General features: G+C 53.3%; 12 protein-coding genes. 7 read left to right on the forward strand and 5 right to left on the reverse strand.

Translation table 11 applies throughout. The annotated features are described in order from the left end of the window. The first annotated feature begins 30 nt into the window (after window positions 1-30). From ACO064_RS24065 to ACO064_RS24095, 7 genes are all read left to right on the forward strand, one after another. The gene (locus ACO064_RS24065; protein WP_421829748.1) at window positions 31-1,122 is read left to right on the forward strand and encodes a FecCD family ABC transporter permease; all 1,092 of its coding nucleotides are present in this window, start codon (window positions 31-33) and stop codon (window positions 1,120-1,122) included. A 46-nt stretch (window positions 1,123-1,168) separates the two neighbouring features. After that, the gene (locus ACO064_RS24070; RefSeq protein ID WP_421829749.1) at window positions 1,169-2,008 is read left to right on the forward strand and encodes a heme ABC transporter ATP-binding protein; all 840 of its coding nucleotides are present in this window, start codon (window positions 1,169-1,171) and stop codon (window positions 2,006-2,008) included. A gap of 12 nt (window positions 2,009-2,020) precedes the next feature. Continuing rightward, a complete protein-coding gene (locus tag ACO064_RS24075; protein ID WP_421829750.1) occupies window positions 2,021-3,073 on the forward strand; it encodes a hemin-degrading factor in 1,053 nt (350 codons plus the stop codon). 205 nt (window positions 3,074-3,278) lie between these two features. After that, the gene (locus ACO064_RS24080; protein ID WP_421829751.1) at window positions 3,279-3,506 is read left to right on the forward strand and encodes a hypothetical protein; all 228 of its coding nucleotides are present in this window, start codon (window positions 3,279-3,281) and stop codon (window positions 3,504-3,506) included. 53 nt (window positions 3,507-3,559) lie between these two features. Further along, complete coding sequence (locus ACO064_RS24085; RefSeq protein WP_421829752.1) at window positions 3,560-4,159, forward strand: HmuY family protein; 600 nt, start codon at window positions 3,560-3,562, stop codon at window positions 4,157-4,159. 65 nt (window positions 4,160-4,224) lie between these two features. Then, complete coding sequence (locus tag ACO064_RS24090; protein WP_421829754.1) at window positions 4,225-4,581, forward strand: DUF6686 family protein; 357 nt, start codon at window positions 4,225-4,227, stop codon at window positions 4,579-4,581. A gap of 246 nt (window positions 4,582-4,827) precedes the next feature. Further along, a complete protein-coding gene (locus ACO064_RS24095; RefSeq protein ID WP_421829755.1) occupies window positions 4,828-5,979 on the forward strand; it encodes a hypothetical protein in 1,152 nt (383 codons plus the stop codon). A gap of 97 nt (window positions 5,980-6,076) precedes the next feature. Here ACO064_RS24095 and ACO064_RS24100 read toward each other — a convergent pair whose 3' ends face one another. From ACO064_RS24100 to ACO064_RS24120, 5 genes are all read right to left on the reverse strand, one after another. After that, a complete protein-coding gene (locus ACO064_RS24100; RefSeq protein WP_421829756.1) occupies window positions 6,077-7,471 on the reverse strand; it encodes an HmuY family protein in 1,395 nt (464 codons plus the stop codon). Between the two features lie 84 nt (window positions 7,472-7,555). Continuing rightward, window positions 7,556-9,829: a TonB-dependent receptor gene (locus ACO064_RS24105; RefSeq protein WP_421829757.1), complete on the reverse strand. Its 2,274-nt coding sequence runs from the start codon at window positions 9,827-9,829 to the stop codon at window positions 7,556-7,558. 685 nt (window positions 9,830-10,514) lie between these two features. Continuing rightward, entirely contained in the window at window positions 10,515-11,723 is a 1,209-nt protein-coding gene (locus ACO064_RS24110) for a hypothetical protein (RefSeq protein ID WP_421829758.1), read from the reverse strand. A gap of 87 nt (window positions 11,724-11,810) precedes the next feature. Beyond that, window positions 11,811-13,100, reverse strand: a complete 1,290-nt coding sequence (locus ACO064_RS24115; RefSeq protein ID WP_421829759.1) for a sensor histidine kinase — start codon at window positions 13,098-13,100, stop codon at window positions 11,811-11,813. A 115-nt stretch (window positions 13,101-13,215) separates the two neighbouring features. Then, window positions 13,216-14,598, reverse strand: a complete 1,383-nt coding sequence (locus tag ACO064_RS24120; protein ID WP_421829760.1) for a sigma-54-dependent transcriptional regulator — start codon at window positions 14,596-14,598, stop codon at window positions 13,216-13,218. Window positions 14,599-14,603: the final 5 nt, after the last annotated feature.

The following is a 14,603-nucleotide window of genomic DNA, read 5'->3' on the forward strand; positions in this document are numbered from 1 at the left end:
CGGAATAGACCCACACGGATGCAAACGGATTTGTCCCCACTCGCAACGACCCGGCCGCTCCCGCAGGCTTCGCGGCCCGGCTTGTCCCGCTCCAAAGGCTGGTGGCTGAACGGCTTGCTGGCCGTCCTGCTGATTGTCGTGATGATCTGGTCGGTGGGCATTGGTGCCGTGTCGATTCCCATTCCGGATGTTCTGGCCATTCTCCTCAAACAGATTGGTTGGGAAGTTGGCGTCGTAGAACCGCAGCAGGAGACGGTTTTGACCGTCATCCGGTTGCCGCGAATCCTGCTGGGCGTGCTGGTGGGGGCCGTGTTGGGAATTTCGGGAGCCGCCATTCAGGGTTTGTTCCGGAACCCCCTGGCGGACCCGGGCCTGATCGGTATTTCGTCGGGCGCATCGGTCATGGCGGTTTTGATGATCGTGCTGCAACTGCGGGTTTTCAGCGATCTGTCGTCGCTATCCGGTTTGTACGCGCTGTCACTGGCGGCTTTTGCCGGTGCGGTCGGCACGACGCTCCTGGTCTATACCCTGGCTCGTAAAAACGGTCGGACCGTGGTCTCAACAATGTTGCTGGTCGGCGTTGCCATCAACGTTTTTTGCGAAGCCCTGCGCGGACTGATGATGTATCTGGCCGATGATGCCCAGCTTCGGGCCATTTCCTACTGGAGTCTGGGCAGCCTGGGCGGTGCCAGTTGGGAGGTATTGCAGGTGGCCACGCCCTTTCTGCTGGTGCCGGTTCTACTGATGCCGCGTCTGAGCAAACCCATGAATGCCTTCGCGCTGGGCGAGAGTCAGGCCGGACACCTCGGCGTGGATGTATCCAAACTGAAACGGAATGTGGTCGTTCTGGCCACGCTCGGTGTGGGCGTTGCGGTGGCGGTTTCGGGCGTCATCGGTTTCATCGGGCTGGTCATTCCGCATCTGATCCGTCTCGTTTCGGGTGCCAACCACCGCACAGTATTGCCCGGTTCCGCTTTGTTGGGAGCCATTGTCCTGACGTTATCGGACCTCGTTGCCCGAACGCTGGTGGCCCCCGCCGAACTGCCCATCGGAATCATTACCGGAATGATCGGCGCGCCAACCTTTCTGTTCATGCTGGTGCGGGGCGCGGGGGGAAAGTAGGTTTTCGGTGGGCCGTATTCTGAAAACGAATTAACAACGAAGTTCTATGCTGGAAGCGCAACATATCACCTACCAAATCAACCGGAAAACCCTGCTGGACGACGTGTCGCTGGCAGTGAGGGCGGGTGAACTGGTGGCGGTGGTGGGAGCCAATGGGGCCGGGAAGTCGACTTTGCTGAAAACCTTTAGCCGGGAACTGACGCCCACGGAGGGGCAGGTGTTGCTGGATAAAAAACCGATTCAGGGATTTTCGGCCCTGGAACTGGCCCGGCGACGGGCGGTTTTGGCCCAGCAAAACCCGCTGGCCTTCGAATTCAGCGTCTACGAGTTGGTGATGATGGGGCGGTATCCGCATTTTGAAGGCCACCCGCGGCCTGAAGATCAGGCGATTGTCGCGTATGCCCTGGAACGAACCGGTATAACGCATTTGGCCGGTCGGGCTGTACCAACGCTGTCGGGCGGGGAGCAGCAACGGGTTCATCTGGCTAAAATACTGGCTCAACTGATGGATGCTGACGAAATGAACCAGCCCGAAGCGCCCATTCGCCAACCCAAATACCTGCTGCTCGACGAACCGACCACGGGGCTGGATTTTTATTACCAGCACAGTTTGCTGGAAGTCGCCAGCGAGTTGACCCGGCGCGGCTACGGCGTCATCGCCATTCTGCACGACCTCAATCTGGTGATGCAATACGCCGACAAAGTGCTGTTGCTCAAGGAGGGCAAGGCGCTGGCTTTTGGCAAACCGGTTTCCGTTCTGACCGCCGATTCCATTTTTAAAGCGTTTCAGTTATCCGTACAAATTATTCACCAGCCGGAGCTGGATGGTCCGTTGATCGTTCACACCCGGCAAACTGTTCCTGTTCCCTTTCCTTCTCCAATTTAGCGAACCAAAAACATGACAACAACCGTTCTGGATCTCAAAAAACAGTATGCGGCTTTTAAGGCCGAAAATCCCAAAGTGCGCATTCGCGATGCGGCTAACCAACTGGGTGTCAGCGAAGCCGAGCTGGTGGCAACGGGCCTGGGCGAAACCGCCATCCAACTGGAAGGTGATTTTCGCGAACTGCTGAAGGAAGTGCCGACGCTGGGCTACGTCATGGCCCTGACCCGCAACGACAGCGTGGTTCACGAACGAAAAGGCGAGTACCTCAACGTGTCCTTCAACGGCCATGTTGGGCTGGTGTTGGGCGAAGATATCGACCTGCGCCTGTTTCTGACAAACTGGAAGTTCGGGTTTGCCGTCCACGAAAACGACCGCCGGAGTTTGCAGTTTTTTGCCGCAGATGGCGAAGCCGTTCACAAAATTTACCTGACCGACCAAAGCAACGGGGCGGCTTATGATGCCCTGGTTGCCAACTACCGGTCGGCTGAGCAGACGGGAAGTCTGGACCTCGAACCCAAGCCGGAAGCCGTCATTCCAACGCCGGATGCGGACATCGACACGATGGCTTTTCAGGAATCCTGGCTTAACCTGAAGGATACGCACGCGTTTTTCGGGATGTTGCGGAAACATAAGGTTTCCCGTTTGCAGGCCATGCACCTGGCACCGGAAGGCTATGCACTCCCGATCACGATGGAAGCGGTGAAGCGTGTGTTTGCCGAGGTTTCCAAAACCGGGTTGCCGATTATGATTTTTGTGGGAAACCGGGGTTGCATCCAGATTCATACGGGCGAAGTCCGGAAACTGGTTGCGATGGGGCCGTGGTTCAACGTGCTCGATCCACAGTTCAACCTCCACCTGCGGGAAGACCATGTCGCGTCGGCCTGGGTCGTGAAAAAGCCGACGACCGATGGCATTGTCACCAGCCTCGAATTATACGACGCCGAAGGCAATCAGATTGCGCTGATTTTTGGCAAACGGAAACCCGGTATTCCCGAAAAAACCGAATGGCGCGACGTTATCGTGCAAACGGCTTTGGCTCACCCTGTCAGCGGTCAAAGACCCTGACAGGGTGAGCCAAAGCCGTTTGCTTTCCTCTGCGCCGGGCCGTCGTACGGTCAAAGACTTTGACAGGGTGAGCCAAAGCCGTTTGCTTTCCTCTGCGCCGGGCCGTCGTACGGTCAAAGTTCCTGACAGGGTGAGCCATTTGCAATTTATCAACGCCACCCTGTCAGGGTCTTCGACCGCTGACAGGGTGTGGATCCACACCCTGATGAACGTACTGGTTTTTCGAACGAACATCAATTCCGGGCAACGGCTTCACAAAGCGGCTTGCCGGTTGTGTAAACTCCGGGGCATTTGCCGGTGGAGCGTCGATATGGAAGACCGTGACTGTGTGTTGCGGATCGAGGCCCCGGAGGACTCGCCGAGTCCGCTGACTGAGCAGGTCGTGATCCGCCTGTTAACCAAAGCCGGTATCGTATGTGAAGTGCTGCCCTGATCTGAAAAACCGGTAAATCACCACACTACTCCGTAAAACCGTACCTCTGAAAAATGAATTCTTTAACGATCGCAAAGTTGCTTCTGGGTGCCGTGTTGTTGTACCCATCCGTTCAGGCACAAACGGTAAAAGTCCTAACTATCCAGGATTTGCCTGCCGACCCGGCCAGCAACGACCCGCAATCGGGCCGACCGATGGGCTCGAACAACCGGTTTACGTTTTTTAGTTTTAGAGACGGCAAACAGGTCCCCAACAGCGATTCCGCCACGGCGAAATGGGACATCGGTTTTCGGGCTACAACCATCATTGTGAATGGTGGAACCGGTCGGTCGGGCCGGGGGGGCGCGTATGTGCACAACGGAACGTTTGAAAGCCTGACGGCCATACCGGAAAACGCAGCCTTTGCCGTCGATGATAATGCGAACAAACCGGCGATTCCGACCGGCTCGGGAAATGGCTGGTATACCTACGGCGGTGGTGTGATTGCTCCGACGGCCGATAAAGTGCTCGTGATCCGCACCGGCGACGGCAAATACGCCAAAGTGGAAATTCTGGGCTATTACAAAGGTGGGCCGGACGGGCCGGGAAGCGAAAGCCGGTATTACACCTTTCGCTATGCATACCAACCTGACGGCAGCAAAAAAATTCAGTAATCAGGACTATATCCACATCATCCGGCGGACGAATCCGTGACTCCGCCGGTTTTACCGACTTTGTTATGGCTAACCGCGATGCCTGCTTTATCACCCTGGCCCAAACCGAACACGGCGAGATTCACCTTTGCCGGGGTTGCAAGGCCAACCTCAGTTTTCGGTTCAACAACATCTTCCAGATTATGTCACCGGGCGAGTTTCAGCAATTATTCCGGCACGTCGAGTCGATCGACATCGACGGTTTTTTTGCCCGGCATCCGACGGATTGCGCCGGTGAGATTCGGCGGCTTTACCTCGGCACGACCGTTGAACCCCTGTATTTCTGTTTCACGAGAACCGAACTGGAGCAGTTGAAAGGCATCCTTCACAACGCCATGGCGCGTATGAATACGCTGGAGAAAGCCTGGACGGAACTAAATTAAGTTACCTCTGGGGTAAAAACGAAGACAATACAGTAAAAGCTATAGTGAGTAGGATAGAAAAAGCAGGGTCTTTGACGCTGCTTTTTTTTTAATAGAACAATTCATCAGACCTTTGCACGTAGTAATAAAGAGAGGATAGAGAAGAGAGGAAAGAGCAGAGACTGGGAATCATGGTGTTAGATGCTGATGAATAGCTTTTAGGCCTCTGTTCTTCGCTCTATCTTCTTTCATCAAAAATAAAACACAATGAGTAAAGTGTATCAAATCCGGCGATTGGCCCTTCTGCTGGTAAGCGGCTTCACGATTGGGATGGTTTCCTGCCGGGAAGAAAGAGACCCGGATGTGCGTCCCATGCTGAATATTCCACAGGTGTATGATAGCGTTGGGTATCGCTTTAATTCGGAGTCGCTACAGCCTTTGATTCAGCAATTTACGAGTTTGGTTGGGGAGGCCCGGAAAGGAGGGCAGCGGGGGACGTATGTCTCGGAAGAATCGCTCAACGCGGCTTTTACGCAGGGTAATTTCAGTTTACTGTCCGTCACAACGCCGTATTTCGCCAGCCGTCTTCAGGCCCAGAACAACGGTTTTTTTGCCGAGCTCTCGAAAGCCAGTGGCGGAACCTTCTACCCGTTTGACCGGAGTTGGGAAGGGGGCGTTTATGGCTCGTATCTGTTTGATGAATACGGCCTGGAAATGGGGCAGATGATTGAAAAGGGCATGTATGGCGCGGCTTTGTACAATTATGCTCTCTCGCTAACCAAAGGGACCTTCACCCCGGCGACTGCCGACCAGATTCTGTATGTATACGGAGCCAGTCCGATGTTTTACAACAGCGATAACGGCACGTTTTACCAGAATCCCGACCGGCTGATGGCAGCTTATGCGGCCCGGCGGGATGATGCGACCGGAAAGGGATTGTACAGTCAAAACCGTCTGGCATTCATTACGTTACAGGCCGCTTTGCAGGAAGGCGAAGATTACAATACCTACCGGGATGAAGCCCTGGCTGCCATCAAACTGAACTGGGAAAAAATCAACGCGGCCACAGTCATCAACACCATTCATGCCAGTACTTCGATTCTGAATTCAACTGGCATCACGGAGCAGCAGCGGGCGGATGTATTGCATTTGATCAGCGAAGCCGCCGGTTTTCTGCACGGCTGGCGGACGATTGATGCTAGCAATAAGAAAATTACGGACAACCAGATTGATGAACTGCTAACCCTGTTAAATGCCCCTTACGACCGTTCGGCCTCGGTCTATCGCTTTGTGACCAATACCGCCGAAGAATTGCCAAAACTGAGCCAGGCCGTTGCAAGAATTCAGGGTATTTACGGATTTACCAACGAGGAAGTCGAGAGTTTCCGCCGGAATTATGTCGCCGATCAGGCCAGATAAGGTTTACGGTTTACGGTTTTCAGTTTACGGTGGCTGACGCATTCTTTTGTAAGCGCGCGTCAGCCACCGTAAACTGTAAACTGAAAACCGTAAACCGTTAGACTTTCTTCACCAGTTTGAATTCGATATTCGGGTAGCCCCGTACGCCACCATCGGACGAAGTATAATTCAGGAATTTCAATTTATAAACGTTCCCGACGGCGTCTTTGATGACGTAAAACCGGTCGGATTTAACCCCCGCAGCAACGCCATTCGGACCCGCTGACGTACGCCAGTTGCTGCCGATTACATTGCGTTCTTTCCTGAAGGTTGTTGTCGTGATGTTTGCTTCGGCATAGGCGTCATATGCAACGGTGCTGGTCAGCACTTCAGCCGCTTCAACACCGCCCAGGTGATTGATAAAAACAAAATCCGCGTAGGTATAAGGAACGGATGCCGTCGCGCTTAAAGCCGCTTTATAAGTCGCTAATGTCCATTCGATATCCCAATTGTTTTTCGCCGGTTCCACCTCCGTCAAGCCTTTTTCGAAGGATACATACCTGAAATTTAAATTGGCATCTTTCGAGACATCCAACGTCTTGAACGTCGTTTCGGCAATCTGCGCGTATTGCAGCGTATAACCGGTTCCCTTGCGGATCACCCGCACTTTATACCAGGCTTTGGCCGCCGTTCCTGACGTTCCCGGATTGATGATGTATACTTTATTGTCGGCATCCGTAGCGGAAATGGTTTTGATGACGGTTTTGGTTACATCGCCTTCTACATCATCCACATTATCGAAACTGCCTGTTCCCTGGCTCAGAATCAGGATGTTCCGTAAACCGGCCGTGTCTGCGGCTGTGACCTGACCCAGATCGGTTTTGGTCAGTTCTTTGGCCGAAGCGCCCGTGGTACCGTTGATTACAACGCGGAAATCTGTGCCACCGTAGAATCCGAGATCCCAGCTATTGCGAGCCACCGAGGTCTGGGCGTTGTTGCTGAAATCGACAAAAACCGAATTGACCGCGCTGGAACCGCCTTCGCCACCGTTTAATTTCAGTTGCGAACCGGTCGATACGATCGATGAAAACTTCAGCGCTGCCGTGGTTTTTGTGCCGACTAAAACCGGGCTGGCAGCTGATTTAATCGTAAAATTAATGGCCTCTGTTCCACTCAGAAAAAGATTGGCAGCTTTGATTATTTTGAATGAACCCGTGCTGCTTCCGGCCGGAATGGTAACGGTCAGGCTGTTGTTCGTTGCCGCCGGATCGGTCGTGAACTGGGTGCCATAGGTAATACCGCTGGGTGCCAGATCGATGGTAATGGCCGTGGCGGTTTCGGCACTTCGGGTCAAGGTAAGTTTGACCTCCGTTTCGGTTTTATCAGATTCGAATCCCTGCTCACTGGCATCAAATTGAACCAGGTTGTCAGGTAGCGGGGGATCATCCTGTTTGCAGGCGCTGATGCAGGCACTAAAAGCGAGAAATACGAAAAAGGAACGTACGGTGTTCATGGATGTACTGATTTATTTGATTTTGATTGTTTTTTAGATGATTGACGATTGACCATTGACGATGGTCAATCGTCAATGGTCACTTCATTTCGCCCACTGAAAATTTAACCCGACAAAATAAGATCGTCCGTAACTCAGCGGAACGGCTCCGCCGGTGCTGTGTGAACCGCCGGTGTCGGTCGACGTATTGTTGAGCCGCGTGACATTGAACAGATTTTTGGCCCCGCCATTTAGCGTGACGTATTTCGTGATGGATTTGCTGATTGTCAGGTCGGCCCAGTGGTAATCGGCGGTTTCGGCCAGGCGCGTGACCGGTTTTCCTTCTGCGTCGGTCAAACTTTCGTAAGTCGGTCTTTTACCGGTGTATTTATAAAAGAGACTGACCTTGGTGTCGATCTTTTGCAGGTGATAGGTGAGGTTGGCATTGACCTCCGGCGACCACACAAAGGTGGGCAAACTCCGGTCGTTCTGCGTCAAACTGTTGTAGCGACCGACATGGGAAAAACCGACGGTTAACTGGAGATTCTTGCTAGACAGGGTGTTATTGAAGGTTCCGCCGGTGGTTTTGAACCGGTCAATGTTGATGGTTTTCATCACGCCTGGGTTATTGGGGTCGTTGCCATACGCAATCAAATCATGGAAATCGTTGTAAAAACCGGTCAGGGTGGACGTAATCTGGAGCGTGCTGGTGGCCACCGACCGCCAGGTTAGGGAACCGTTGAAACTGTTGGAATACTCCGCTTTCAGGTTTGGGTTGCCGGTGATGGAGTGACTGGCATCGAAGAAGTTAAAATACAGTTCACGCAAAGCCGGGGAGCGAAAACCGCGGGCGTAGGCCAGCCGCAAATCCGTATTTTTGTGTAGGGTGATTTTCGTATTCAGGGACGGAATAACCGGTGGCGCGTCGTAAACCGAGTTTTTTACAAACCGCAAACCCGGCCGGATGGTGATGGCGGAGGTGGGTTTGAGTTCCGAAGAAACAAAAAAAGCATAGTCGTTGATCGATGGTGAACCCAGGATGCGGGCACCGCTGGCACGCTCCGTGTTGATGTCGATGCCGGGCTGCAGCGAAACCGCCGGCGACACTTTATACTGGGCCGTGACCCGAAACACCTGGCTGACGAAGTCCGAAACATCCTGCTCGCCCTGGCCGAGCGACAACGTCCGTCGACCGGTTGTTAAATCGAGGGTGGTGGTCTGGGTGCGACGGCTGTAATCGGTGTACGACACAATACCGTTCAGTTGCAGCCGCTCACTGGCCCGCCAGTCACCTTGCGCCTGGTGGGTAAACCGGCTGGTGATGAAGTTCTGGTCCCGGGCCTGGTTGGTGTTGACGTTAACGGCACCCAGCGCGTTGATGGTTTCATCGACCGCATCCAGCCGGTACCAGACGTTGAAATTTTCATTTCGAAACCCGAGTTTGACATTGCCCAGCCACTGCTCTTTGGCATGCCAGTCTTTCGTTCGGGTCAACGACGTTCCCTGCCAGCCGCCGAAGTCATTGTGCGTTCCGCCCACGCCCACGTGCCAGCCATTTTTTTGCCAGGTCGCTCCCAGGTTCTGATTGTGAGTGCCTTTTCCGCTAAATCCTATGTATTCCTTGCCGACGGATTCTTCCTGAACACGCCCCGACAGAGCGAGTCTTTCGCTGCCCGGTTTTTTGGTGATGATGTTGATGATGCCAGCCAGTGCGTCGGTGCCGTAGGAAACCGACATTGGACCTTCCACGATTTCGACGCGTTCGATGGTGTTGATGTCGATCTGATTCAGGCTCTCACGGGTGTCGCCCCGGTCGACCATTGGGACGCCGTCGAGCAGAATTTTGACGTTGCGGCCCGACATTCCCATTAGTTGAATGTCCGAGGTCCCGAGCGTTGCATCGTTGGAAAACCGGATGCCCAACTCATTGTTTAACACGCCGATGAGGTTGGTTGCGCCCCGCAGTTGAATCCGCTCGCGGTCGATGGTGCGAATCTGGTAGACCGACTGGCGGACGGATTGCGGTTCATACTGGCCGGTGACGACCACATCGTCCAATTGGCGGGCCGCTTCGCTGAGAATGGTTGGCAGAATGGTGATGGTTTCACCGGCTTTTACCCGAACCGGAATAGTTTGCGTTCCGAAGCCAAGCGACTGAATTACTACTGTATAGCGGCCTTCCGGAGCTTCCAGTGAGTAGAGTCCTTCCGCGTTTGTGGTGGTTCCATACCGGGTTGATTTCAGCAGAACCGTCGCCGAAACTGCCGGTTTTCCGTCGGCCGAAACCACCCTTCCGCTAATTTTTCCGGTTGATTCCTGCGCCCGGGCCAGCGTAGTGATCAGATGGAAACAACACAGGTAGAGGAAAACGTATCGCATCGATGCAGACAGTAAATTTTATTTAGACTGATTAATTATTCTTATTTGGACTGATTATAAATTAATGCAAAGGTACAACTTGAATTGAGCAATGCTACGGTTCGGGAATTTTTTTGAAAAATTTTAGAAACGGGCTGTTATTCAGTCTGCGATTGGAACCAAAAAGAAACCCGGCCAATTGGCCGGGTTATATGCAACCACGATTGGTTTTCAAGGGCCAGGCGATCCTTGTCATTTTATCGGTCATCCCTATGGGATTTTAGACTCTGGGGGCATTAAAACCCACCGCTACAAAATGATCCATCCCTACGGAATTCACTAATACCCGGTTCAAACCGGGGGCTACAAGATGATCCATCCCTACGGGATTCATTTATACCCGGTTTCAACCCCCCGAAACGGTTTCATCGAATCCAACCAATCCCGTAGGGATGGCCCATTTTGTAGCGGTGGGTTTTAACCCGTCGAAACGGTTTCATCGAATCCAACCAATCCCGTAGGGATGGCCCATTTTGTAGCGGTGGGTTTTAACCCGTCGAAACGGTTTCATCGAATCCAACTAATCCCGTAGGGATGGCCCATTTTGTAGCGGTGGGTTTTAACCCGCCGAAAAGGCATCGCCAAATCCAACCAATCCCGTAGGGATGGATCATATTGTAATTCCCCGATTTGAACTGTGGGTAGATTAGTCTTCTCCTCTTTTATCCTGCTGAGCGCCAATCACCACAATCCGGTACGGTTTACCCGGAACGGAAATCGCCGGTTTGGCCGAAAAACTACTGCGGAGGACCGGGATGATCTGATTTTTGACGGGATCGGTTACGTATACATACCGCTTCGTAATGCTGAAATCCGGTTTCACTTTGGCATCAGCCGCAATGGCATCCACTACTTTCAAATAGCGCAATGCCGAACCGGAAGCACTAAAGCCCTTCAACGTGCCATCGGTCAGCATCGCAAAAACATCCCCATCATTCGAAGCCTTGAACGAATGAAGCTGATCGGTTTTGAGGAGTGGTTTCAATGTGTTGGTGATGAGATCGATCCGATACACGCCCAGAGTGGCTCCGAAGCCGTAAAAAGTCTTCGAGCTTTGGTCATAGACGATGGAACCCAGCCAGCCGGTTCCAAAGTCGGCCGGATACTTGATCAATTGCTGACTACCGTCTTTATTGACAGACAGAATCCCGCTGGTGGTACCGAAAAGCGCGACTTCGCCATTGCCCACATCGCCGTGAATGCTGGTAACGGCAATCGTAGATTCTTTTACCACCACCCCATTTTCATCGACAATTTTCACCCCTTGAGGCAAGGTCCCGGCAACCGAATTGTCCTTTTTGGTCACGGCAAACGTGCCATTGCTGAACGGAACCACCGCACCGTGGTGGGGCACATCCACTTTAATCACTTTGGCTTTGGCCCCCGCTGTGTGCAGTTCATCCTCCGTCGTCAACGACAGGGAACCTTCGCCGTCATTGAAAACGACGATGCGGTTTCCCCAGACATAAACGTGCGTGGGCAAACTGGCCTGGAGCGTCAGGGCCGCCCATTTGGGCGTTCCTTTCACGTCGGCATGGTCACCGTGATCGACAATACCGCTGTCAAAAAACCGGACGTGGTGGTTCGCCCGATTGACCACCGCCGAAAACCGTCCGCTGGCAGTTGGATAAAGGGCATTGGAGCCAAAGGGGGCCGAAAATTTCTCCGTGGTCTGCTTTGCAGGATTCACCAGCGTCAGGTCACCGGTTTCGGCATCGCTGACCAGCAGGCGCGTGAAAGCGGCTTCGTTGTCGGTGGGTTGTACGTCTTTTGATTCGTCGGTGTGACAGGCCGACAGGCTGGCTGCGAGTAAACCCATCATCCAGAACCGGGAAAGTAGCGTTGTTTTTTTCATCGTAGTTTTATTAATGCAACATTGTTGCAAAAATATAGGCTGCGTGATAATATGCAACAATGTTGCATTAATAAAAACAAAAACCGCTTACTTCCCGAACAGAATGGTGAATTCCGTCCAGCCGTCCGGATTGGTTTTGAGGGAAAAAGGAAAACCGTGGTTGAGCAGAATGTCGCGGGTGAGGGTGAGACCGATGCCCTGGCCGTCGGGTTTGGTGCTAAAGAAAGGATTGAACAGATTGGTTTCCAGATCGGGGCTAATCGGGACGCCATTATCGCGGATGATCAGGTGTTCAGGCGTTACCAGTATGTCGACCGTTTGTCCGGCAACACAGGCTTCAATAGCATTCTTAATGACGTTCACCAATACCTGTTCCAGTTGTATGACATCCACCGGAATCCGTACGGCATCGGGCGGTAACGCATGGTGAAGCGCAACCCCGCGTGCAGCCGCCTGGGGGTGCATCAATCGACTCACATTGCGCACCATTTCGTTCAGGTCGACGGGGTTTTTATGGGGCTGCGGCAGCCGGACGACATCGGCAAACCGGCGCATGAAAAGATTCAGGCGGTCGTTGCGTTCGATGGCGATTTGGAGTGCGTGGCTAACATCTTCCTGATCAGGTGCATCCATGTAAGATTTGGTGACGTTCAGAATGGAGTTGATGGCACCGATGGAGTTGTTTACTTCGTGGGCCATCATCCGGATTACCTTGCTGTAGGCTTTTTTCTCGGATTCCAGAATCTCGCTCGTCAGTTCCTCGATCAGCATAAAATCGCGCCGGAACCCTCGGTCCATGAAGTGGGAGCGCTGAACACGATAGGTCTCAATTCCGGTTCCTTTCAGGGTTCGGGTTTCGCTGTCGTTCGAATGCCCCAATTGGTTCAGCAGCGGGTGGTCGATTTCTGATAAATACTGTCCGGTTAACTGGTTCGCAGGGCGTTGCAGCAAGGCCGTTGCTTTCGGATTGGCCGACGAAATCCGCCGGTCGAAATCGAAAATCAGCGTGGCAATGGGGGAGGCTTCGATGAGCTTTTCCAGAAAAAACTGCTGTTCCATTTGTTTGGTGCGTTCCTCACGGAGCTGGTCGATCATGAGGTTGTAGACGTCGATCAGCCCGTCGACTTCGCGGTTGCCGGTGGGCACAAACTTGATCGTAAAATCCTTATCCTTTATCGCTTCGATGCCCGCGGAAATAAACTGTGACGGTTGCCCGAAAGCCCGGTAAATCTGGATGGCTGCCAGCACCGAAGCCAGCACCAGCACCTCCGAAACGATGAACAGCAACTTGTTTTCCTGAAGCCATTTAAAAATAAGGAAAATCAGGGCCGCGTGGATCGTGATGATGTAGAGCAGGTATTTTGTTCGGAGGGACATTGTCTTGAACTTGGATTACGCAGATTAAAGGATTAAGAGGATATTGCAGAGTGCAGTTTAAAAATCATAGTTAATCCTTTAATCTGCGTAATCCAAGTTCAAGACAGTTAACCCTTCAATCCGCGTTCCCATCAAACGGGATTCCGTATTTTTCCAGCCGTCGATACAACGCAAACCGCGTAATGCCCAACGCCCTTGCCACTTTGGAAACCCGGTTGTTGTAGAAATCCATGGCCCGGCGAATCATCTGGAATTCCAGTTCGTCCAGCGTGATGGTGCCGATTTCGGGCAAGCGAACGGATTCCTGCCGGACGGTCGAAAGCGGAACGTGCTTCTGGAAGTCGCTGATTTCCAGTTCGTCTTTGGTGGACAGCAAAACCGTGCGTTCCACGATGTTTTTCAACTGGCGGATGTTGCCCGGCAACGCCAGGTTTCGCGCCCATTTCAGTGCCGACGGATTGACGGTCAGCCGGGGCCGTTCGTAGATGGTTTTCAGGTTGTTGACAAAATAAGTCACCAGCGGAGGAATGTCGTCGGGCCGTTCGCGCAGGGCCGGAAGTTTGACGGTGATGAGGTTGATGCGGTAAAACAAATCTTCGCGAAACGTGCCTTTGGCGACCATCTCTTCCAGATTCCGGTTGGTGGCGCAGATGACGCGCACATCGACCGACTTGCTGCGGCTGCTGCCCAGCGGTTCGAAGGTACGGTCCTGCAACACCCGCAGCAATTTGACCTGACTCGACAGATCGAGGTCGCCGATTTCGTCCAGAAAGATGCTGCCTTTGTTGGCGAGTTCAAACCGCCCGACACGGTCGGATTTGGCGTCGGTGAAAGCCCCGCGCAGGTGGCCAAACAGTTCACTTTCAAACAGGGTCGATGAAATACCACCCAGATTGACTTTCACGAACGGTTTGCTCCGGCGTCGGCTGTTCTGGTGGATGGCTTCGGCAATGAGTTCTTTGCCCGTTCCGCTTTCGCCCGTAATCAAAACCGGGGCGTCGGTGGGTGACACACGGCCGATGGTTTCCAGCATATCGAGCAGCTTGGCGTCTACGCCGACGATGTGTTCAAATTGGTACTGCTGGTCGAGTTTCTGGCGGCTGGGCGACAGCGCCTGGGCCGGTTTGGGCTGAGCCAGGTTTAAAACCGTGCGGATGGATTGCAGCACATAGTCGTTTTGCCACGGTTTGGTGATAAAGTCTTTCGCCCCGGCTTTCATGCCCTGCACGGCCAGATCGATGGTGCCCCAGCCCGTAATCAGAATCACCGGAACCGTTGGGTAGTCCGCGCGGATGACGTTCAGGAGTTTCAGACCTTCTTCGCCGGAGGTTTCGATGGAGAAATTCATGTCCAGCAGCACCAGTTCCGGCGTCTCGGCGTCGAGGGCTTCCAGAGCCTGCGCGGGATTCTCAGCGGTTTTCACGGTGAAACCATCCCTCCGAAGCAGGAGCGAAAGGGAGGTCTGAACCGCAATATCGTCGTCGATGATTAAGAGCATGTTAA

The organism is Larkinella sp., assembly GCF_965227735.1.
GTDB lineage: Bacteria > Bacteroidota > Bacteroidia > Cytophagales > Spirosomataceae > Larkinella.